Source organism: Streptomyces alboflavus (assembly GCF_000716675.1).
Taxonomy (GTDB): domain Bacteria; phylum Actinomycetota; class Actinomycetes; order Streptomycetales; family Streptomycetaceae; genus Streptomyces; species Streptomyces alboflavus.
The window spans coordinates 35806-56193 of record NZ_JNXT01000036.1; the positions used below are offsets into that span (position 1 = coordinate 35806).

General features: G+C 72.7%; 18 protein-coding genes. 15 read left to right on the forward strand and 3 right to left on the reverse strand.

Annotated elements, in window-relative coordinates:
* The first annotated feature begins 22 nt into the window (after positions 1-22).
* Positions 23-982, forward strand: a complete 960-nt coding sequence (locus OO63_RS25080; protein ID WP_078619353.1) for an MBL fold metallo-hydrolase — start codon at positions 23-25, stop codon at positions 980-982.
* 79 nt (positions 983-1061) lie between these two features.
* Complete coding sequence (locus OO63_RS25085) at positions 1062-2315, forward strand: serine hydrolase domain-containing protein (protein WP_078619346.1); 1254 nt, start codon at positions 1062-1064, stop codon at positions 2313-2315.
* A 122-nt stretch (positions 2316-2437) separates the two neighbouring features.
* Here OO63_RS25085 and OO63_RS25090 read toward each other — a convergent pair whose 3' ends face one another.
* On the reverse strand, positions 2438-3109 hold the full coding sequence (locus OO63_RS25090; RefSeq protein WP_030361499.1) for a GDSL-type esterase/lipase family protein: 672 nt from the start codon (positions 3107-3109) through the stop codon (positions 2438-2440).
* Positions 3110-3221: 112 nt separating this feature from the next.
* Between OO63_RS25090 and OO63_RS25095 the strand changes: the two genes are divergently transcribed.
* A complete protein-coding gene (locus OO63_RS25095; RefSeq protein WP_030361500.1) occupies positions 3222-4259 on the forward strand; it encodes an esterase-like activity of phytase family protein in 1038 nt (345 codons plus the stop codon).
* Here the strand turns inward: OO63_RS25095 and OO63_RS25100 are convergent.
* The gene (locus tag OO63_RS25100; RefSeq protein WP_030361501.1) at positions 4256-5017 is read right to left on the reverse strand and encodes a TetR/AcrR family transcriptional regulator; all 762 of its coding nucleotides are present in this window, start codon (positions 5015-5017) and stop codon (positions 4256-4258) included. The genes OO63_RS25095 and OO63_RS25100 overlap by 4 nt on opposite strands.
* Before the next feature lie 91 nt (positions 5018-5108).
* Here OO63_RS25100 and OO63_RS25105 point away from each other — a divergent pair, with 91 nt between their 5' ends.
* Together OO63_RS25105 and OO63_RS25110 are read left to right on the forward strand one after the other, a co-directional pair.
* Positions 5109-6179, forward strand: coding sequence for an ATP-binding cassette domain-containing protein (locus OO63_RS25105; protein ID WP_051811164.1), 1071 nt, complete (start codon positions 5109-5111; stop codon positions 6177-6179).
* 20 nt (positions 6180-6199) lie between these two features.
* A complete protein-coding gene (locus OO63_RS25110) occupies positions 6200-7051 on the forward strand; it encodes an ABC transporter permease (protein ID WP_051811171.1) in 852 nt (283 codons plus the stop codon).
* A gap of 148 nt (positions 7052-7199) precedes the next feature.
* Here OO63_RS25110 and serC read toward each other — a convergent pair whose 3' ends face one another.
* A complete protein-coding gene (serC, locus tag OO63_RS25115) occupies positions 7200-8318 on the reverse strand; it encodes a phosphoserine transaminase (RefSeq protein ID WP_030361504.1) in 1119 nt (372 codons plus the stop codon).
* A 403-nt stretch (positions 8319-8721) separates the two neighbouring features.
* Here serC and OO63_RS25120 point away from each other — a divergent pair, with 403 nt between their 5' ends.
* The 10 genes from OO63_RS25120 (at position 8722) to OO63_RS25170 (ending at position 20369) form a co-directional block, all read left to right on the forward strand.
* A complete protein-coding gene (locus tag OO63_RS25120; protein WP_030361505.1) occupies positions 8722-11529 on the forward strand; it encodes an FAD-binding and (Fe-S)-binding domain-containing protein in 2808 nt (935 codons plus the stop codon).
* Between the two features lie 191 nt (positions 11530-11720).
* Positions 11721-12692, forward strand: coding sequence for an EamA family transporter (locus tag OO63_RS25125; RefSeq protein WP_106983465.1), 972 nt, complete (start codon positions 11721-11723; stop codon positions 12690-12692).
* A gap of 53 nt (positions 12693-12745) precedes the next feature.
* Entirely contained in the window at positions 12746-13957 is a 1212-nt protein-coding gene (locus OO63_RS25130) for a helix-turn-helix domain-containing protein (protein ID WP_030361507.1), read from the forward strand.
* A 94-nt stretch (positions 13958-14051) separates the two neighbouring features.
* Complete coding sequence (locus OO63_RS25135) at positions 14052-14558, forward strand: recombinase family protein (protein ID WP_051811165.1); 507 nt, start codon at positions 14052-14054, stop codon at positions 14556-14558.
* Complete coding sequence (locus OO63_RS46925; RefSeq protein WP_030361509.1) at positions 14555-14806, forward strand: hypothetical protein; 252 nt, start codon at positions 14555-14557, stop codon at positions 14804-14806. Before OO63_RS25135 ends, OO63_RS46925 begins: the two co-directional genes overlap by 4 nt.
* 520 nt (positions 14807-15326) lie before the next feature.
* A complete protein-coding gene (locus tag OO63_RS25150; protein ID WP_030361511.1) occupies positions 15327-15584 on the forward strand; it encodes a hypothetical protein in 258 nt (85 codons plus the stop codon).
* A gap of 8 nt (positions 15585-15592) precedes the next feature.
* Positions 15593-15961 carry a PIN domain-containing protein gene (locus OO63_RS25155; RefSeq protein WP_033264450.1) on the forward strand — a complete coding sequence of 123 codons (369 nt, stop codon included), beginning with the start codon at positions 15593-15595 and terminating at the stop codon, positions 15959-15961.
* A gap of 222 nt (positions 15962-16183) precedes the next feature.
* On the forward strand, positions 16184-17029 hold the full coding sequence (locus OO63_RS25160; RefSeq protein WP_051811166.1) for a TIGR03084 family metal-binding protein: 846 nt from the start codon (positions 16184-16186) through the stop codon (positions 17027-17029).
* The gene (locus OO63_RS25165) at positions 17026-18771 is read left to right on the forward strand and encodes an acyclic terpene utilization AtuA family protein (RefSeq protein ID WP_051811167.1); all 1746 of its coding nucleotides are present in this window, start codon (positions 17026-17028) and stop codon (positions 18769-18771) included. The genes OO63_RS25160 and OO63_RS25165 overlap by 4 nt, the downstream gene beginning before the upstream one ends.
* Positions 18768-20369 carry an acyl-CoA carboxylase subunit beta gene (locus tag OO63_RS25170; RefSeq protein ID WP_030361515.1) on the forward strand — a complete coding sequence of 534 codons (1602 nt, stop codon included), beginning with the start codon at positions 18768-18770 and terminating at the stop codon, positions 20367-20369. The genes OO63_RS25165 and OO63_RS25170 overlap by 4 nt, the downstream gene beginning before the upstream one ends.
* Positions 20370-20388: the final 19 nt, after the last annotated feature.

Consider the following 20388-nt stretch of genomic DNA (forward strand, 5'->3'; position numbering starts at 1 on the left):
GAGGCTGATGGAGGGCGGGGTCATGGAGCGGTTCATGCTGGGGGACGTCGAGGTGCTGCGGGTCGAGGAGCTGCGCGGGCGCTTCGGGTCCGGGCGGGTGCTCGTGCCCGACTGCCCGCCCGAGGTGTGGGACGCCCATCGGAAGTGGCTGGAGCCGGACTTCTGGGAGCCCGAGGACGACCAGGTCGTCGGCGTCGTACAGACGTGGGTGCTGCGCAGCGAGGGGCGGACGATCCTCGTCGACACGGGGGTCGGCAACGGGCGGCGGCGGCCCGGATCGCCGCACTTCGACCAGCTGGAGACGGACTACCTGGGGCGGCTCGCGGCCGTCGGCGTACGCCCCGAGGACGTGGACGTCGTCGTCAACACCCATCTGCACGGGGACCACGTCGGCTGGAACACGCGCGCGGAGGACGACAGTTGGGTGCCCACATTCCCCAACGCCTCGTACCTCATGCCCGCCGCCGACCACGCGTACTTCTCGCCGGAGGGCGCCGCCGACCGGCCCGTGCCCCGCGACGACGCCGGGCGCGCCCGCCGCGAGGAGCAGCGGAACATCTTCGCGGACAGCGTGGAGCCGGTGGTGCGGGCCGGGCAGGCCGTGCTGTGGGAGGGCGGCCACCGCGTCGACGGGCACCTCACCCTCGAACCCGCCTCCGGCCACACCCCGGGCTCCGCCGTGCTGCGGCTCGCCTCCGGCGCGGACCGGGCCGTCTTCGTGGGCGATCTGCTGCACACCCCGGTGCAGATCCTGGAGCCGGAGTGCAGCAGCTGTCTGTGCGAGGACCCGGTGGGGGCGGCCGCCAGCCGTCGGCGGGTGCTGGAACGGGCCGCTGACGAGGGGGAGTTGCTCGTGCCCGCGCACTTCGGGGGGTCCGGGGTGGCTGAAGTGCGGCGGGAGGGCGGGAAGTTCGGGATCCGGGGGTGGGGGGAGCAGGGCTCGGGTGCCGGGAGCGGGCGGGGATCAGGGGTGGGGGCGTAGGGCCCCTAGTGTGTTCCCCTGAGCGATCTCCGGGGGATTCCTGATGGAGCGGGGTGGGCCCGGCTGATGAGCTGGATCCATGAATCACAACTCGCTGCGCTCACCCTCTCGTCGTCGCCCGGCCGTCCTCGGTGTGGTCCTCGGTGCCGTGTGCGCGCTCACCGCTGCCGCGCCGGGCTTCGCTGCCCCCGCCGACAGGCCGCACCGGCCGCCGCCGTCCCCGGCACACGCGCTGCCCCCGGCACACGCCCCGACCCAGGCCGCCCTCGACCGGATCGTCGAGCAGGGCACCCCCGGCGTCATAGCCCAGGTCAGGGAGGGGCACCGGGCGTGGCACGGCCGCGCCGGTGTCCGCGACCTCACGACCGGGCAGCCGCGCGGAAGTGACGAGAGGTTCCGCATCGCCAGCCTGACCAAGACCTTCACGTCCGTGGTGCTGCTCAAGTTGGAGGCCGAGGGCCGCCTGTCCCTGGACGACAGCGTCGAGAAGTGGCTGCCGGGCATGGTGCGCGGCAAGGGGTACCGCCCGAAGGCCATCACCGTGCGGCACCTCCTGAACCACACGAGCGGGATCTTCGACTACAACATGGACGAGGGCTTCCGCGCCAAGTACGCGGGGGACGAGTTCGACAAGAACCGATACAGGCGGTGGAAGCCCGCGCGACTGGTCGACATCGCGCTCGCCCACCCGCCCAACTTCCAGCCGGAGCAGGGCAGCAGGCCCGGCGCACCCGGTAAGTGGGACTACTCGGACACCAACTACATACTCGCCGGAATGATCATCGAGAGGGCGACGGGCGACACGTACAAGAAGGCGGTCGACCGGCTCGTCATCCACCCCCTCGGCCTGCGCGGCACCAGCGTGCCCGGCCACTCGCCCAAGCTGCCCCGGCCGCACGCGACGCACTACTCCACGCTGTTCGAGGACCCGCCGCACGCGAAGGTGCGTGACGTCACGGAGTTCAGCCCCACGGTCGCCTTCGCCGCCGGGCAGCTCATATCGACCACGGCCGACGTGAACACGTTCATGGCGGAGCTGCTGGGCGGCCGGCTCCTGCAGCCCGCCCAGCAGCGGTCCCTGCTCGCCGCCGTCCCCGTCGACGGCGACAAGGGGCACGGCGGCCCGGAGGACGTCTACGGCCTCGGCATACGTCATTTCAAGCTGAAGGAGGGCTGCTGGGCCTGGGGCCACGGCGGCATGATCCCCGGCTCGGCGAGCCGCACGGTGGCCTCGGCGGACGGACGGCATGTGCTGACCATGAACCGCAACGGGGACTGGGGCGAGCAGAAGGGGGAGGACGCGGTGGTCGAGGCGGAGCTCTGCGGGAGCTGAGGGCGGGCTCCGGGGGAGCTGACGGCGGACTCCGCGGGAGCTGAGGGCAGGCCCCGCGGGCTGGGCTCCGCTCGGGCCGACGAGCCCCCGGGCGCTGCGGGCCGCTTACTCCGGAGGTCCGCCTACTCCGGAGGTCCGCCCAGCCCCCACGCCTCCCACATCGCCGCCGCGAACGCCGCCGCCAGCTTCCGCTCGCCGTGTTCGTTGGGGTGTGTGCCGTCGTAGGTGTCGAGGTGGATGTCGTACTCGGAGGGGGGTGAGGCCAGGAGCAGGGCGGAGGCGGAGGTGTCCAGGTCGGCGACCGTCTTGGCGAGGAGTTCGTTGAAGCGGGCGACCTCGGTGGCGAAGTCGGGGTCGTCCTCGGCGCGGACGTTCGGTATGACCGGCAGGACGGCGAGGGCGACGCGCGGGTTGGCGCGGCGGGCCTCGGCGACGAAGCGGGCCACGTTCGCGGCGGTCTGCTCGGCGTTGGTGTAGAAGCCCAGGTCGATGAGGCCGAGGGAGACGAGGAGGACGTCCGCGCGGTCGGCCTTGACGGCGTCGGCGATCAGCGGGGTCAGATGCTGCCAGCCCTCGCCCCAGCCGGCCAAGTGGCGGCGGGGGAAGTCGGGTTCGGCGTACTCGTACGACGTGGGGGCCTCGGTCGCCTTGTCGTACAAGGTCTCCCGAGGGCCGACGATCTTGAAGGGGGCGCCGTGGGTGGCGCACAGGTGGCGCCACATCCAGTAGCGCCAGGTGTGTTCCCCGGCGCTACCGATGGTCATCGAGTCGCCGACGAACATGAACCTGAGCATCCGCTCATCATCGCGGTACCGGGGGGTGTCCGGCCGCCCCGCCGCGTGTGAGGCTGAGCACGCCGCGCGACCCCGGGGCCGGGTGCGCCGCGCGGATGGCACGCTTGGGGCCATGCGCACGCTTCCGCCTGTGGTCCCCGGTGCCGTCGCCACCGCCGCCGTCGCCGTGTCCACGGCGCTCGCCCTCACGGTCCTCACCGCCCCGGCGGCCCACGCCGACGACGGCAAGGGGGGCAAAGGGAACGACGGGTTCAGCATCAAGGACCCCCGGATCACGGAGTCCAGCGGGCTCGTCGCGTCCCGCGCGCACCCCGGGGTGTACTGGACGCACAACGACCAGGACAAGGGCGCGTTCCTGTACGCGGTGGACAGCGCCACGGGGAAGACCGTGGCCACGGTCACGATGACGGGGGTGGGCAAGCCGCGCGACATCGAGGCGATCTCGATGGGGCCCGACGGTGATCTGTACGTCGGCGACATCGGCGACAACCTCGGCGGCAAGTGGTCGTTCGTGTGGATCTACAAGCTGCCCGAGCCCAAGCAGCTCAAGGACCAGTCGATCCGCGCGAAGCAGTACGTCGTGAAGTACTCCGACGGGCCGCGCGACGCCGAGTCGATGATGGTCCACCCGAAGACCGGCCGGGTCTACATCGTGGACAAGAAGGAGGACGGCGAGGGCAGTCTCTACCAGGGCCCGCCGCCCGCGCGGATGTCCACGTCCCGGACCAACGTCTTCCAGCGCGTGGCCGACGTCGACCTGTGGGCGACCGACGGAGCCTTCTCCCCCAACGGCAAGCAGCTCGCCCTGCGCGGCTACCTCGGCGGCGTCACCTACCGCTGGGAGGGCGACGGCAAGATCAAGCGCGAGGGCCGCCTGAGCGTGCCTCTCCAACGTCAGGGCGAGTCACTGACGTACAGCCCGGACGGCTCTCGCCTCATGTTCGGCACGGAGGGCCAGGAGAGCGACGTCGAGGCGAGGGACGTGGAGGGGGCGGGGGCGCCTTCGGGGTCGGCGGGCGGCGGCTCGGGGTCCGACAGTGACGACGGGGGTGCGTTCGGCGGCGGGTACAAGGGTGGTGCGCTCGCCATCGCCGCCGTCCTGGTGGCGGTGTTCGGGCTGAAGCGGCTGTTCGGGAAGAAGGGCGGCTAACCCGCGGACTCCCGCTGCCGCCGTTCCACCAGGACCTCCAGGCCGTCCAGGATGCGTTGGAGGCCGAATTCGAAGTGGTCGAAGTCGGAGCCGAAGGCGTCTTCTGAGAGGGCTGCGATCAGGGGGAAGTCGCCGCTTTCCATGATGCGTTCGAGGACGGGGCGCTGGGCCTCCCAGAAGGCCTCGTCGGAGAGTTGTGAGTCGGCTGCGGCCTGGGCCGCGTGGACGTGGTTGCGGGCGACGCCGGAGACGTAGCCCTCGACCATGATCAGGACCGAGATCAGCTCGGGGTCGGTCAGGCCCATCGGCTTGATGTAGGTGAGGACCCGCTCCAGGCCGCCGACCGCGCTCGGGCCGAGCACGGGGCGCGCCTGGTTGACCTGGAGCAGCCAGGGGTGGCGTCGGTACTGCGCCAGCGTCGCGCGTCCGTACGCCGCGACGGCCGTGCGCCAGCCGCCGTGGAAGGCCTCCTCGTCGTCGCCGGGCGCCTGCACGTGGTTGAGCATCAGGTCGAGCAGCTCGGCCTTGCCGGGGACGTAGCGGTAGAGGGACATCGTGCCCGTGCCCAGCTCCGTGGAGAGGCGGCGCATGGAGACCGCGGCGATGCCCTCGGCGTCGGCGAGCCGCACCGCCGCGGTGACGATCCGCTCCAGCGTCAGGGCCGGTTTGGGTCCGCGCGTGGGGCGCTCGCCGCCGCCCCACATCAGTTCCAGGCTGCGTGTGATGTCGCCGCTGCCGCTGGTCTCCGTCGTCGCCATGGATCTCACGATAAGCCCTTGGGCAGAAACTGAGTACGGTGTACTCTTAATTGGGTACGGTGTACTCACAAGGGTGGGAGTTGGAGGGGCAGTGAGCGACAGTGACTTCGGCGGGCAGGGCGACGCCGGCGAGTACGCGGTCCGGGCCCGCGGTCTGGAGAAGCGGTACGGCGACAAGTTGGCCCTGGACGGCTTCGACCTGACCGTGGCCCACGGCACGGTGCACGGCCTGCTCGGTCCGAACGGCGCGGGCAAGACCACGGCGGTGCGCATCCTGTCCACGCTGATCCGGCTCGACGGCGGCAGCGCCACGGTCGGCGGCGCGGACGTCCGGCGCGACCCCCGTGTCGTACGCGGCCGCATCGGCCTGACCGGGCAGTACGCAGCGGTCGACGAGATCCTCAGCGGGCGGCAGAACCTGGAGATGTTCGGCCGCCTCTTCCACCTCGGCGGCAAGCGGGCCGCGCGCCGTGCCCAGGAACTCCTGGAGCAGTTCGGCCTGGAGGCCGCCGCCGACAAGGGCGCGGGGACGTACAGCGGCGGCATGCGGCGCCGCCTCGACCTCGCCGCCTCCATGATCCTCGCCCCGTCCGTCCTCTTCCTGGACGAGCCGACGACCGGCCTCGACCCGCGCGGCCGCAGCGAGGTCTGGGACTCCGTACGATCACTGACGGAGGGGGGAACGAGCGTTCTGCTCACCACGCAGTACTTGGAGGAGGCCGACAAGCTCGCCTCCCGCATCACCGTCATCGACCAGGGCCGCGCCATCGCCGACGACACCCCCGACGGCCTCAAGGCCACCGTCGGCGGCAGCCATCTGGAAGTCGTCGTCGCCGAACCCGCCGACCTGCCCGCCGCCGTCAGGGCCGTCGCCCGCGTCGCGGACGGCGTGCCCGAGACCGTCGACGCGGAGCGCCGCGTGCAGGCCGCCGTCAGCGACCGGGTGGGCGCGCTCACCGACGTCGCGCGCACCCTCCAGGACGAGGGGATCGCGGTCGAGGACATCGGGCTGCGGCGACCGAGCCTCGACGACGTGTTCCTGCGGCTGACGGGGGGCCGGCCCGCGGGGGAGCCGGACGAGCAGGAGCAGAGGCAGCAAGGGCAGGGGCAGCAAGGGCAGGGGCAGGCGCAGGGGTTGGACCGGACGGGAGCCGCGGCATGAGTGACGTGATGACGACGACGATGAGCGGTGGGGGTTCCGGGGGCGGCCAGGCCGGCGGTCTCGCCGTCGGGGCCGAGCGCGGGCGGGCGTACTGGGCCGTCGCCGACACCCTCAACATCACCCGCCGCTATCTGACCCACTTCCAGCGCCAGCCCATCATGATCGCCTGGCAGCTCGGCTTCCCCATCATCAGCGTGCTCCTGTACGGCTTCGTCTTCGGCGAGGCCATGAAGGTGCCCGGCGGCGAGGGCGACTACAAGCAGTTCCTGATGCCCGGCATGTTCGTGATGACCATGGCCTTCGGCTTCATGAACACCGCGATGGGCGTCGTCACGGACGCCTCCAAGGGCGTCATCGACCGCTTCCGCTCCATGCCCATGGCACCCTCCGCGGTGTCGGCCGGGCGCGGTCTCTCCGACCTCGTCGTGGCCTGCGCGGAGCTGACGATCCTCACGCTCACGGCCCTCGCGATCGGCTGGCGGCCGGGCAACGGCGCCCTCAACGCGGTGGGCGCGTTCGCCCTGCTCCTCCTGCTGCGCTTCAGCCTGATCTGGGTCGGCGTCTGGCTCGGCCTGCTCGTGCCGAGCGCGGAGGCGGCCGGCGGTCTGTACGCGGTGGCGTTCCCGCTGACGATGGTCTCCAGCGTGTTCGTGGCGCCGTCCCTGATGCCGGACTGGCTGGGGCCCGTCGCCGCCTGGAACCCGGTGTCGTCCACCGGCACGGCGGCCCGCGAACTCTTCGGCAACCCCGGCGCGGGCGGGTCCAGTTGGATCGAGCAGAACGCGGTGCTCATGGCGGTGGTGTGGCCGCTGGTGCTGACGGCGGTGTTCCTGCCGATGGCTGTGCGGAGGTTCAAGCGGCTCAGCCGGTAGGGGGCGCTGCGCTCGGCGTTCGGGGGGGGCGGGCGCTGAGGGTTCGGAGGTACGGGGACGGCCCGGGTGCGCTTGGAGCGTGCCCGGGCCGTTCTCGTGTGCGGTGTGTGGTGTGTGGTGTGTGGTGTGCGGCGCGTGGCGTGTGGTGTTACAGCTTCTCGATCACGTAGTCCACGCACTTCGTCAGCGCCTCGACGTCCGCCGGGTCGATCGCCGGGAACATCGCCACCCGCAGCTGGTTGCGGCCCAGCTTGCGGTACGGCTCCGTGTCCACGATGCCGTTCGCGCGCAGTGCCTTGGCGACGGCCGCCGCGTCGATCTCGTCGGCGAAGTCGATCGTGCCGATGACCTGCGAGCGCTTCGCCGGGTCCGTGACGAACGGGGTCGCGTACTTCGACTCCTCCGCCCAGCCGTACAGCGTCCGCGCCGACGTCGCCGTGCGCCGCACCGACCAGTCGAGGCCGCCCTGGCCGTTGATCCAGTCCAGCTGCTCGGCGAGCAGGAACAGGGTCGCGAGCGCGGGGGTGTTGTACGTCTGGTTCTTGCGGGAGTTGTCGATGGCCGTCGGCAGGCTGAAGAACTCCGGTACGTGACGGCCGCTCGCGTGGATCCGCTCGGCGCGCTCGATCGCCGCCGGGGAGAACGCGGCGACCCACAGGCCGCCGTCCGACGCGAAGGACTTCTGCGGCGCGAAGTAGTACACGTCGCTCTGCGCGATGTCCACGGGCAGGCCGCCCGCGCCCGACGTCGCGTCCACCAGGACCAGGGAGCCCGCGTCGGCGCCCGGGACCCGCTGGATCGGGGCCGCCACACCGGTCGACGTCTCGTTGTGCGTGAACGCGTACACGTCCACGCCCTCCTCCGCCTCAGGGTCGGGGTGCGTGCCCGGGTCGGCCGTGACGACGGTCGGCTCCGCCAGCCACGGGGCCAGCTTCGCCGCCTTCGCGAACTTCGAGCTGAACTCGCCGAAGGACAGGTGCTGCGACTTGTTCTCGATCAGGCCGTGCGTCGCCACGTCCCAGAACGCGGTCGAGCCGCCGTTGCCGAGGATCACCTCGTAGCCCTCGGGGAACTGGAACAGCTCGCGCACGCCGTCGCGGACGCGGCCCACCAGGTTCTTCACCGGCGCCTGGCGGTGGGACGTGCCGAGGAGGGAGGTGCCGGTCGCGGCCAGGGCGTCCAGGGCCTCCGTCCGCACCTTGGAGGGGCCCGCGCCGAAACGGCCGTCGGCGGGCTTGATGTCAGCGGGAATCTGGATCTCAGCCACGCAGGGGAGCCTAGCTGTTCTGGGACGTGGGGGGTCGGGCTCGTCCATCCCGCGAGACGTTGCCCGGTGCGGGTGGTGGGTGGGTTCCCGCGCTACCGCGCGGGTTTTCTCTCCCGCCCGCCCGCCCGTTTCCAGTCGGCCGCAGGCTCCGCGCCCCCGGCCCGCCCCGCCGTCGACCTCCGGTTCGGGGCGGCCGTGCCTCCCGGTGCCGGGTTCGGTCGTTCGGCGTCGCTGAGGTCGGGGGGCTTCCTCTTCCGCTGTGGGCAATCGTCCCGCAGGGCGATAGGGGTCTCCCCTGCTCGAGCGGAGCCGAGAGCTTGGGGAAGGGTGGGCACAGCCCCGGACGACTGTGGCGTTGATGTTGGCGGTGAGTAGGGGTGCAGCGGTGGGCAACCTGTGGGGCATGGGTACTGGGAACGAGTTGGAGCAGGCGCTGCGGCGCGAGGTGCGCGGTGACGTGGACTTCTCCCTCACGGGGCGGGCGTTGCACACAATGGACGCGTCGAACTACCGGCGCGTCCCGCTGGGCGTCGTCGCCCCGCGCGACGCGGCCGACGTGGCCGCAGCCCTGGCCGCCTGCCAGGAGCACGGCGTGCCGGTGGTGGCCCGCGGCGGCGGGACGTCCATCGCGGGGCAGGCGACCGGGACCGGAGTCGTCCTGGACTTCACCCGGCACATGGCGCGGATCCTCGACCTGGACCCGGACGCCCGCACGGCCCGCGTGCAGCCCGGCCTCGTACTGGACACCCTGCGGAGCGCCGCCGCCCCGCACGGGCTGACCTTCGGGCCCGACCCGTCCACGCACAGCCGCTGCACCCTCGGCGGCATGATCGGCAACAACTCCTGCGGCTCCCACTCCGTGGCCTGGGGCACGACCGCGGACAACGTGCGGGCGGTGACGGTGGTGCGGGGCGACGGCGCGCCCCGGACGCTGGAGCGCGGCACCTGGGACGGCGCCCCCGACGGACTCCGCGCCCTGGTCGACGCCGACCTCGCCCTCCTGCGCACCGGCTTCCCCGACCTCCCGCGCCGCATCTCCGGCTACGCCCTCGACGCCCTCCTCCCGGAGCGCGGCCCCGACCTCCCCCGCTTCTTCTGCGGCAGCGAAGGCACCCTCGGGATCCTGACGGAGGCCACCGTCCGCCTCGTCGAGGCGCCGCGCGCCCGCGCCCTCGCCGTCCTCGGCTACACCGACGAGAGCGCCGCCGCCGAGGCCGCCCCCGGCCTGCTCCCGTACCGGCCCCTCACCGTCGAGGGCATGGCCGCCGACCTCGTGCGCGACCCGCGCGGCCTGCCCAAGGGCGGCGCCTGGCTGTTCGTGGAGACGGGCGGCGGCACGCCGGGGGAGGCCACGGCGGCTGCCGAGGCCGTCGTGCGCGGCGCGGACTGCGTGGACGCCGTCGTCGTCACCGACCCCGCACGGCAGCGCACCCTGTGGCGGGTCCGCGAGGACGCCTCCGGCACGGCCACCCGCATGCCCGACGGCACGGAGGCCTGGCCCGGCTGGGAGGACTGCGCGGTGCCGCCCGCCCGCCTCGGGCCCTACCTCCGCGACTTCCGCGCCCTCCTCGGCGAACACGGCCTGCGCGGCACCCCGTACGGGCACTTCGGTGACGGATGCATTCACGTCCGGATCGACTTCGACCTGCTCACGAGCCCCGGCATCGCCCGTTTCCGGCGCTTCTCCGAAGACCTCGCCGATCTTGTCGTCGGGCACGGGGGCTCTCTCTCCGGTGAGCACGGTGACGGGCAGGCCCGCGCGGAGTTGCTGCCGAAGATGTACGGGGATGAACTCGTCCGCCTCTTCGAGCGCGTCAAGGACCTCTGGGACCCGGCAGGTCTCCTCAACCCCGACATGCTCGTCCGCCCCGCCCCCCTCGACACCAACCTCCGTTTCGCGCCCCTGCCCCGCGAGCCCGTCGACGTCGCTTTCGGCTACCCGCACGACGGCGGGGACTTCTCCGCCGCCGTCCGCCGGTGCGTCGGCGTCGCCAAGTGCCGTACGACGACGGCCGCGTCGGGCGGCGGCGTGATGTGCCCGTCCTTCCGCGCCACCGGCGAGGAGGAGCACTCCACGCGCGGCCGCGCCCGGCTCCTGCACGAGATGCTCGCCGGGGAGGTCGTCGAGGACGGCTGGCGCTCCACCGAGGTGCGCGACGCCCTCGACCTGTGCCTGTCCTGCAAGGGCTGCCGCTCCGACTGCCCCGTCGGCGTCGACATGGCCACGTACAAGGCCGAGTTCCTGCACCACCACTACGCGGGGCGGCGCAGGCCCGCCGCGCACTACGCCATGGGCCGCCTGCCCCGCTGGCTCCGCCTCGTCGCCGCGACGCGCACGGCCCGCGTCGCCAATCTCCTCGCCGCCGTCGGCCCGCTGGCGGCCCTCGCCAAGCGCCTCGGCGGGATCGAGCCGCGGCGGGCGCTGCCGCGGGTGGCGCCGGTGACGTTCCGGCGGTGGTGGCGTCGGCGTGGCTCCCCTGGGTCCCACAGCTCCGTCGGCACCGTCGCCCTGTGGCCCGACACCTTCACCGACCACCTCTCGCCCGCCGTCGCCCGCGCCGCCGTCCGCGTGCTCGAAGCCGCGGGGCTGACCGTCGTGCTGCCCCCGGACGGCGTGTGCTGCGGGCTCACCTACGTCTCCACGGGCCAGCTCGACCAGGCCCGCGCCGTGCAGCGCCGCACCCTGGAGCTGATGCGCCCGCTCCTGGCTGCGGGCACGCCCCTGGTCGTCCTCGAACCGAGCTGCGCCGCCGCCCTGAAGACGGACCTGGTCGAGCTGGCCGCGCCGGACGAGCCGGGGGCGCGCGATCTGGCCGCTTCGGTCCGTACGTTCGCGCAGGCCCTGGAGGAGTACGCCCCCGACTGGCGGCCGCCGCGCCTGGACCGGCCCGCCGTCGGCCAGACCCACTGCCACCAGCACGCCGTCCTCGGCGACGAGGCCGAACGGCGCTTGCGCGCCGCCGCCGGACTCGACGGCGAGCTGTCCGGCGGCTGCTGCGGCCTCGCGGGGAACTTCGGCTTCGAGAAGGGGCACTACGACGTGTCGACGGCCTGCGCGGAGGAGCAGCTGCTGCCCGCCGTCCGGCAGGCACCGCCCGGCGCGGAGGTCCTGGCGGACGGCTTCTCGTGCCGCACGCAGCTGGAGCAGCTGGCGGGGGTGCGGGGGCGGCATCTGGCGGAGGTCCTGGCGGAGTCCCTGGACGAAGAGTGAGCTTTCCCCGGGGACGGCCGCGCCGTGATCTTCGTAAGCCGCGAAAGGGTTTCACATCCCTGACGTAGTCCATTACCTTGGACGGTGAAGTCCATGAGCGTGGACTGTACGGCTGGTCGTCGCGGCGGCGACGGCGAGAAAGGCGTGGCGTGAACATCTCTCGTACGGACGGCACGGCGGCGCCCGAGGGCATGGCCGCCGCCGAGGCGCCGGTGACGGTCGGGCAGCCCGAGGTGGCGGGGGCGGCCGAGGGCGCGACCGGCAGCGGGGGCGCGTCCGGTGGCCCCGGCGGCCGCCGCGCCGCACTCGGACCCGTCGGCCTCGTCCTCGCGGGCTGTGTCTCCGTCCAGTTCGGCGGCGCCATCGCCGTCAGCCTGATGCCGCGCGCCGGAGCACTCGGCGTGGTCACCCTGCGCCTCTTCTTCGCCGCGCTCGTGCTGCTCGTCATCTGCCGCCCGCGCCTGCGCGGCCACTCGCGCGCGGACTGGGGCACCGTCCTCGCCTTCGGCGCGACGCTGGCCGCGATGAACGGCCTCTTCTACCAGGCCGTGGACCGCATCCCGCTGGGCCCGGCCGTCACCCTCGAAGTCCTCGGCCCGCTCGCCCTGTCCGTGATCGCCTCACGCCGCCTGGTGAACATGGTCTGGGCGGGGCTCGCCCTGTGCGGCGTCTTCCTGCTCGGCGGGGGCGGTGCCGGTGGCTTCGGGGCGCTGGACAAGGTCGGGGTGGCGTACGCGCTGGCGGCGGGTGCGATGTGGGCGACGTACATCGTCTTCAGCGCTCGCACGGGCCGCCGCTTCCCGGCGGCGGACGGCCTGGCCCTCGCCATGGCCGTCGCGGCGATCCTCGTCCTCCCCCTGGGCATCGTCGAGTCCGGCTCGAAGCTCACCGTCCCCAGCACCCTGGGCCTCGCCGCCGCCGTGGCCGTCATGTCCTCGGTCCTGCCCTACACCCTCGAACTCCTCGCCCTGCGCCGCCTGCCCGCGTCCACGTTCGCCGTGATGATGAGCCTGGAACCGGCCATCGCCGCCGTCGCGGGCTTCTTGATCCTCAGCCAGTCCCTCACCCTCGTCGAATCCCTCGCGATCGGCCTGGTCATCGCGGCGAGCATGGGGGCGGTGCGAACGCAGGTCGGGCGAGGCAAGGCGAAGACGGCGCCCTGAGCCGGGACTTACCATCGAAGTGCAGCAGCCTGAGCTAACGCACTGGGGTGACCGTGAGCAACTGGGCCGACTTGACGAACGGTAAGCGGATCAAGCACCTGCGGGGCTCGGATCTGACACAGCAGGGGCTCGCCGAGGCCGCAGGACTCTCCCTCGCGCTGATCCAGAAGGCCGAGCAGGACCGGGGCGAGCTGTCTGTCGGTTCGCTGCTGAAGCTTGCGCACGCCTTGAACACGGACGTGTCCGTGATCCTGGGGCAGCAGGCCCCCCGCCGGGGCATGGACCAGGGCGACCGCGCCGCACTGCGACGGCTCTCCGACGCCGTGCACGAGAGCGCCCTCGGCGAATGGGAAGGCATCGAGGACCCGAGCACCGTCGAGGAACTGGGCGAGGCCCGCAATCGCGCGTGGGACGCCTATTGGGCGAGTGACACGGCGAAGGTGAGCAGTTACGCGTCGAAGGTCCTCATGGAAGGGCAGGTGCGGTACGCCAGTGCCACCGGCGACGAGCGTGAGCGGCTGGGATCCATCCTGGCCAGCACGTACCGCGTGGCGGCGTCGTGCTCGAACGGATTCGCGCGGCGAGACCTGGCGCTGAGCGCGCTGACGTCGGCGAAGCACTTGGCGAAGGACGTCGATGACCCCGTGATGACGGCGCTCCTTGAGTCGACGCTGTCATGGATCTACCTGCGCGGCGCCAAGCTGCCCCGTGCCGTGGCCGTGGCAGAGCGTGCGGCCCTGGCGATCGAGCCGTCGTTCAGCAGCGGGTCCCGCCCGCAACTGCTCGCGTACGGCCGCCTGATGATCTCAGCCGCCGTGGCGGCGTCGAGGCACGAGGACGAGAGCGCGGCCGACGACTACATCTCGCAGGCGCACGCGGCGGCGGCGCGGCTCGGCCGGGAAGAGAAGCTGTACGGAACCAGCTTTGGCCCAACGGCCGCGAAGACCGAGGCCGTTGGGATCCACGTGGCACTGGGGAACTACGGCCGTGCGCTCAAACTCGCATGCCAGCCCGACATGAAGAAGCTGCCCGCGTCCATGTCGAAGGTGGCCCGCAACCGCTACAAACTCGACGTCGCCCTCGCGCAGTGCGCCGCCGGACTCCACGACCAGGCCGGAGACACCCTCGTCGAGGTGGGCCTCGACGCCCCGGAGTGGGTCAGGCACCAGGCGTTGCCCGGCGTCATCGGAAAGCGCCTCGCGAAGGTGTCCACGGCCCGCGTACGGACCATCAGCGAACTGATCGGCGTACCCCTGATCGCCTGAGCCCTACGGAGCGTACGAGTGGGCGCCCGGCAACCTCGCGCGGTCGTACGCCACATCACTTCACTCCGCGTGATCGCCCGGGCACGCTTTCCGCATGGTCGGCATCGAGAGCGGACAGCAGAGGCAGGGGCGGACGGGGACCCACCGCACCGAGGGAGAGCTGAGGCGGCGTGCGGGACTCGCCGACGCCGCGGCGGGCGTCGCGCCCGGGGCGGCCGACGTGCCGGCTCGGGCCGCGAGGATAGAGCGCTTCCGCTGCGTGATCTACCTGTGCGGTGCCGCGCACACGGACATGACGGCGCCCCGCGCGGAGTGCACCGAGTACGCCGAGGCGTTCGGGTGGGAGATCACGGACGTCATCGAGGAGCACGCGGGGCTGCTGCCGCCGCACGGGCGCCCCGGACTCGGGCGGGCCGTCGCATGCGTCAACTCCCGCACGGCGGGAGCGGTGCTCACGGCGTGGCGCTCGATGATCTCGCCGGTCGCGCAGGAATTCGACGAGGTGGCACGCGAGATCGAGCGGGCAGGGGGCTTCCTGCACGTCAAGGAACCGGCGCGCGGTGGGCCGGGCGGCGTGACGACGGGCAGGGATGCTTCGTGAACGTCCACGAGAACAGAGCACTCTCCGACTGGCTGGCGCACGCCCACCCCGTCCCGGGCCAAGCGCACGCGGAGTGGTCGCACCACGGCATCGCGCTGCTCCCGCTCGGCCGCCGCTTCGACGCGGTGCGCGTCCCCGCCGAGCGCATCCACGCCGCCGTGGGCAGCGACGAACCGCGGACGGTGGCCGCCTCCCTGGCCGACTGGCTGCACGGTCCCGTGATCCGTGACACCCGCAGCGGCAGCTGACCGTACTACGTCCTGGTCGCCCCGACCGCCGACTGGGACGGCGCCGAGGAACGCCTCACCACCGGCGTCCACCTCGGCGTTCCGCGCCCCGGCTCCCTCTCGATGCTCGCGGCCTGGGTGGTCCCGCCCCAGCACCCCGGCAGCCTCTGCGACCCGGCGCACCTGCGGGCCCTGCTCGCGACCGCCGACGCCCTGAGGCCGGTCGAACCATGAGGCCGCCCCGCTTCACCCCGCCCCCACCCGACGATGAGTCGTCCCGCCTCTATGCCGCGTACATGCAGCACCTTCGCCAGTGCCCGCAGGATCACGTCACGACCCAGTGCGCCGAGGGGACTCGTTTGCGGAGGGCATGGCGCGAGGCGCAAGCCGCCTCCTTGCGGGCCATGCAGACGCGCATCACGTGAAGCACCGTTCTGAGAGACCGGAATACTACGACCGCCCGGTGCCGGGCTCCCCGCACCACCACTTGTAGGGTACGGGTACGTACCCGTACCCTCTTGGTGTGGAAAGGAGAGCGTCGATGTCCGATGCCAATGTCCGCATCCCTGAGGAAGCCAAGGATCGTCTCGCGGCGATAGCGGCTGCCGAGGGCCTGTCGCTGCGCGCGTACCTGGCCCGTCTGGCCGAGACGTTGCTCACCCCGGCTGAGCGGGCCGAGCGGGCCGAGAAGGCCCTGGCCGAGCTGAAGAGCTGGAACGGCTACGCGCCGACCGCGGCCGAGCAGCGGGACCTGGACGGTGAGCTGGACCGGCGTCTGGCCCGGGTGGCCGCCCGGTGAGCGATGCCATGCACATCGTCCTGGATGACACGGCGATGGCCGCAGCAGGCAGGGGTAACGTCCTTGCTTCGCGCCTGATCCACCGAGCTCACGCCGAACCCGGCTGGTTCTTGTATGCCCCGGCATGTGCGCTCGTCGAAGCCGACCGGGCCCGGCCCGGCACGGCCGAACACCTCGCGGCTCTGCCCGGCATCACCGTCCTGGACCTCGACTTGCCCGCCGCGTTGGCGGTGGCGCGACAGGAGACCTGGTCCGCGGCGCACAGCCAGTACGCGGCACAGCCGACCGCGGATCGTCCCGACGGTGCCATCGTGGCCACCACTGCTCCCAGTCGCTGGGCGGGCGAGCCGGTGCGCATTCTGGATCTCACCCCCTGACTCACACCACCCTGACGGTGCCCCCGGCCAGATCTGGCCGGGGGCACCGTCGTCCCCGGCCTCCCGGCGTCCTCGCCCGCCCAGGCGTACGCCACGCACCGGTGCCACGCCGCTGTGGCCGGAAAGCAACCCGCCTCGCGAAAAATAACCAAGCACGCTTGCTTGTTTCTGTTGCCGCTGCCATGCTCCAGGACACGCCGTCGTCCCCGAGGGGAGCGCCCCGTGTCCGACGTACCCAAAGCCGCGCCCGCATCCGACGCCGCCAGCACCGTCACCGTCGTCCTCGACGACCTCCGCGACGAGAGCGCCGAACTCGACGGTCTCGTCGGGGAGTTGAGTGCCGAGCGGTGGGCGGTGGACACCCCCGCCGCGGGCTGGACCATCGCCCACCAGATCGCGCACCTCGCCTGGACCGACCAGGCCGCCCTGCTCGCGGTGACCGACGCCGACGCCTTCGCCGCGCACGCGGCCGTCGCGCTCAAGTCGCCCGACACGTTCGTCGACGACGGCGCCCGGGAAGGGGCCGCGGTGCCACCGGGCGAGCTGCTCGCCTCGTGGCGGGAGGGGCGCGAGGCGTTGCAGCGCGCGCTGCGGGCCGCGCCCGCCGGAGCCCGCTTCCCCTGGTACGGGCCGCCCATGTCCGCCGCCTCCGTGGCGACCGCGCGGATCATGGAGACCTGGGCCCACGGCCAGGACGTCGCCGACACCCTCGGCGTCCGCCGCACCCCCACCGACCGCCTCCGGCACGTCGCCCGCATCGGCGTCCGGGCGCGGAACTACGCGTACGCGGTACGCGGACTCACCCCGCCCGCCGAGGAGTTCCGCGTCGAACTCCGCGCGCCCGGCGGCGACCTGTGGACGTACGGGCCGGAAGACGCGGCCCAGCGCGTCACCGGGCCCGCCCTCGACTTCTGCCTCCTCGTCACCCGTCGGGTCCATCGCGACGATCTGGCGGTGCGAGCGGAAGGCCCCGACGCCGAGCACTGGCTCACCATCGCCCAGGCGTTCGCGGGCCCGCCGGGAGAAGGCCGGGCGAGTGCGAAGAGTGCCGAGGAGGGCGGGGCGTGAGCGCCGGGGCCACCGCGCGAGGCGGACGAGGCGCCGCCGACCCGCGCACCCCCCTGCGTATCGGCAACGCCTCCGGCTTCTACGGCGACCGCCACACCGCCGTGAAGGACATGCTCACCGGCGGCCCCCTCGACGTCCTCACCGGCGACTACCTCGCCGAGCTGACCATGCTCATCCTCGGCAGGGACCGCCTGAAGGACCCGGACCGGGGGTACGCCAAGACGTTCCTGAAGCAGATGGAGGAGTGCCTGGGGGAGGCCGTCGACCGAGGCGTGCGGGTCGTCACCAACGCGGGCGGACTCAACCCGGCCGGACTGGCCGAGCAACTGCGGGAGCTGGCGGAACGCCTCGGCCTCGACGTGCGCGTCGCCCATGTCGAGGGCGACGACCTCGGCCCCCGCTTCCGCGACGCCCTCACCGCCCACGCCTACCTCGGCGGCTTCGGCATCACGGAGGCGCTGCGCGCGGGCGCCGACGTCGTCGTGACCGGCCGCGTCACCGACGCCGCCCTCGTCACCGGGCCCGCCGCCGCCCACTTCGGCTGGGGCCCCGGCGACCACGACCGGCTCGCGGGCGCCGTGATCGCTGGGCACATCCTGGAGTGCGGCACCCAGGCCACCGGCGGCAACTACGCCTTCTTCACCGAGTTCGACGCCGGGACGCTGATCCGGCCCGGCTTCCCGCTCGCCGAGGTGCACGCCGACGGCTCCTGCGTCATCACCAAGCACGACGGGACGGGCGGGACCGTCGACGTCGGCACGGTCACCGCGCAGCTCCTGTACGAGACGTCCGGCGCCCGCTACGCCGGGCCCGACGTCACCGCCCGCCTCGACACCGTCCGCCTCACCCAGGAGGGACCCGACAGCGTCCGCGTCGACGGCGTGCGGGGCGAGGCGCCGCCGCCCACCCTCAAGGCCGGGCTCACCCGGATCGGCGGGCACCGCAACGAAGTCGTGTTCGTCCTCACCGGCCTCGACGTCGACGCGAAGGCCGACCTCGTGCGCGCCCAGATCGAGGACGCCTTCGCACGCTCCAAGTCCCGGCCCGCCGACGTACGGTGGGAACTCGCCCGCACCGACCGCGCCGACGCCGACACGGAGGAGACCGCCAGCGCCCTGCTGCGGCTCGTCGTGCGCGACCGGGACGCGGACGTGGTGGGCCGCGCCCTCAGCGGCGCCGCGATCGAGCTGGCCCTCGGCAGCTACCCCGGCTTCCACGTCACCGCCCCGCCCGGCAGGGGCACCCCGTACGGCGTGTTCGAGGCGGTGCACGTCGACGCGGCCTCCGTACGGCAGGTGGCGGTGACGCCGGACGGGCTGCGCGTGGACATTCCGGCGGCCACGGCGGGCGGGACGCGGGAGTTGGTCGACGTCGAACCGCCGGAGCTGCCTGAGCCGTTGACGTACGAACGGACCCGGCGGCTGCCGCTCGGGACCGTCGCCGGAGCCCGCAGCGGCGACAAGGGCGGGGACGCCAACGTCGGCGTGTGGGTGCGCACGGACGACGCCTGGCGGTGGCTCGCCCATCACCTGACCGTCGACAGGTTCCAGAGCCTGGTCCCGGAGAGCCGCGAGCTGAAGGTGACCCGGCACATGCTCCCCAACCTCCGCGCCCTCAACTTCCACGTCGAGGGCATCCTCGGCGCCGGAGTCGCCTCACAGGCCCGCTTCGACCCGCAGGCCAAGGGCCTCGGCGAGTGGCTGCGCGCCCGCCACCTCGACATCCCGGAGGTACTGCTGTGACCGTGCTCGCGTCCGCGCTCGACCCGGCGAGCCCCGAGTACGCCGACCACCGCGCCGCCATGCTCGCCAAGCTGGCCGAGCTCGACGCCGAGCAGGCCAAGGCGCTGGAGGGGGGCGGCGAGAAGTACGTCAAGCGCCACCGCGACCGGGGCAAGCTGCTCGCGCGGGAGCGCATCGAGCTGCTGCTCGACCCGGACACGCCGTTTCTTGAGCTGTCGCCGCTCGCGGCGTGGGGGAGTGAGTATCCGGTCGGGGCGTCCATGGTGACCGGCATCGGAGTCGTGGAGGGCGTGGAGTGTCTGATCACCGCCAACGACCCGACGGTACGCGGCGGCGCCAGCAACCCCTGGACGCTGAAGAAGGCGTTCCGCGCGCACGAGATCGGGCACGCCAACCGGCTGCCGTCCCTCCACCTGGTGGAGTCCGGGGGCGCCGACCTGCCGTCGCAGAAGGAGATCTTCATCCCGGGCGGCGCCCTCTTCAAGCACCTCACGCAGGCGTCGGCCGCCGGGATCCCGACGATCGCCGTGGTCTTCGGCAACTCCACGGCGGGCGGCGCCTACGTCCCCGGCATGTGCGACCACGTGATCATGGTGAAGGAGCGCGCGAAGGTGTTCCTCGGCGGGCCGCCGCTGGTGAAGATGGCGACCGGCGAGGAGAGCGACGACGAGTCGCTGGGCGGCGCCGAGATGCACGCCCGCACCTCCGGCCTCGCCGACCACCTCGCCGAGGACGAGCACGACGCGCTCCGCCGGACCCGTCGCGTCGTCGCCCGCCTCAACTGGCGCAAGGCGCACGCCGACCCGGCCGCCCCCGTCGAGCCGCCGAAGTACGACGCCGACGAACTCCTCGGCGTCGTCCCCGGCGACCTGCGCACCCCCTTCGACCCGCGCGAGGTCATCGCGCGCGTCGTCGACGGCTCCGACTTCGACGAGTTCAAGCCGCTGTACGGGACGAGCCTGGTGACGGGCTGGGCGCGCCTGCACGGCTACCCGGTCGGCGTCCTCGCCAACGCCCAGGGCGTGCTGTTCTCCGAGGAGTCGCAGAAGGCCGCCCAGTTCATCCAGCTCGCCAACCAGCGCGACATCCCGCTGCTGTTCCTGCACAACACCACCGGCTACATGGTGGGCAAGGAGTACGAGCAGGGCGGCATCATCAAGCACGGCGCGATGATGATCAACGCGGTCAGCAACTCGCGGGTGCCGCACCTGTCGGTCCTCATGGGCGCCTCCTACGGCGCCGGGCACTACGGCATGTGCGGGCGCGCCTACGACCCCCGGTTCCTGTTCGCCTGGCCGAGCGCCAAGTCCGCCGTCATGGGCCCGCAGCAGCTCGCGGGCGTCCTGTCGATCGTGGCGCGGCAGTCGGCGGCGGCCAAGGGCAAGCCGTACGACGACGACGCCGACGCGGCGCTGCGCGCGATGGTGGAGCAGCAGATCGAGTCGGAGTCGCTGCCGATGTTCCTCTCGGGGCGGTTGTACGACGACGGCGTGATCGACCCGCGCGACACCCGCACCGTCCTCGGCATCTGTCTGTCCGCGCTCCACACGGCTCCCGTCGAGGGCGCGCGCGGCGGCTTCGGCGTCTTCAGGATGTGAGGAAAGGTGACTGAATCAC

Bases quoted from the DNA above. Each gene is read 5' to 3' on its own strand.
- OO63_RS25080 (WP_078619353.1), top strand. From the start codon at position 23: ATGGAGCGGTTCATGCTGGGGGACGTCGAGGTGCTGCGGGTCGAGGAG.
- OO63_RS25085 (WP_078619346.1), top strand. From the start codon at position 1,062: ATGAATCACAACTCGCTGCGCTCACCCTCTCGTCGTCGCCCGGCCGTC.
- OO63_RS25090 (WP_030361499.1), bottom strand. From the start codon at position 3,109: ATGCTCAGGTTCATGTTCGTCGGCGACTCGATGACCATCGGTAGCGCC.
- OO63_RS25095 (WP_030361500.1), top strand. From the start codon at position 3,222: ATGCGCACGCTTCCGCCTGTGGTCCCCGGTGCCGTCGCCACCGCCGCC.
- OO63_RS25100 (WP_030361501.1), bottom strand. From the start codon at position 5,017: ATGGCGACGACGGAGACCAGCGGCAGCGGCGACATCACACGCAGCCTG.
- OO63_RS25110 (WP_051811171.1), top strand. From the start codon at position 6,200: ATGAGCGGTGGGGGTTCCGGGGGCGGCCAGGCCGGCGGTCTCGCCGTC.
- OO63_RS25120 (WP_030361505.1), top strand. From the start codon at position 8,722: ATGGGTACTGGGAACGAGTTGGAGCAGGCGCTGCGGCGCGAGGTGCGC.
- OO63_RS25125 (WP_106983465.1), top strand. From the start codon at position 11,721: ATGGCCGCCGCCGAGGCGCCGGTGACGGTCGGGCAGCCCGAGGTGGCG.
- OO63_RS25135 (WP_051811165.1), top strand. From the start codon at position 14,052: ATGGTCGGCATCGAGAGCGGACAGCAGAGGCAGGGGCGGACGGGGACC.
- OO63_RS25150 (WP_030361511.1), top strand. From the start codon at position 15,327: ATGTCCGATGCCAATGTCCGCATCCCTGAGGAAGCCAAGGATCGTCTC.
- OO63_RS25155 (WP_033264450.1), top strand. From the start codon at position 15,593: ATGCACATCGTCCTGGATGACACGGCGATGGCCGCAGCAGGCAGGGGT.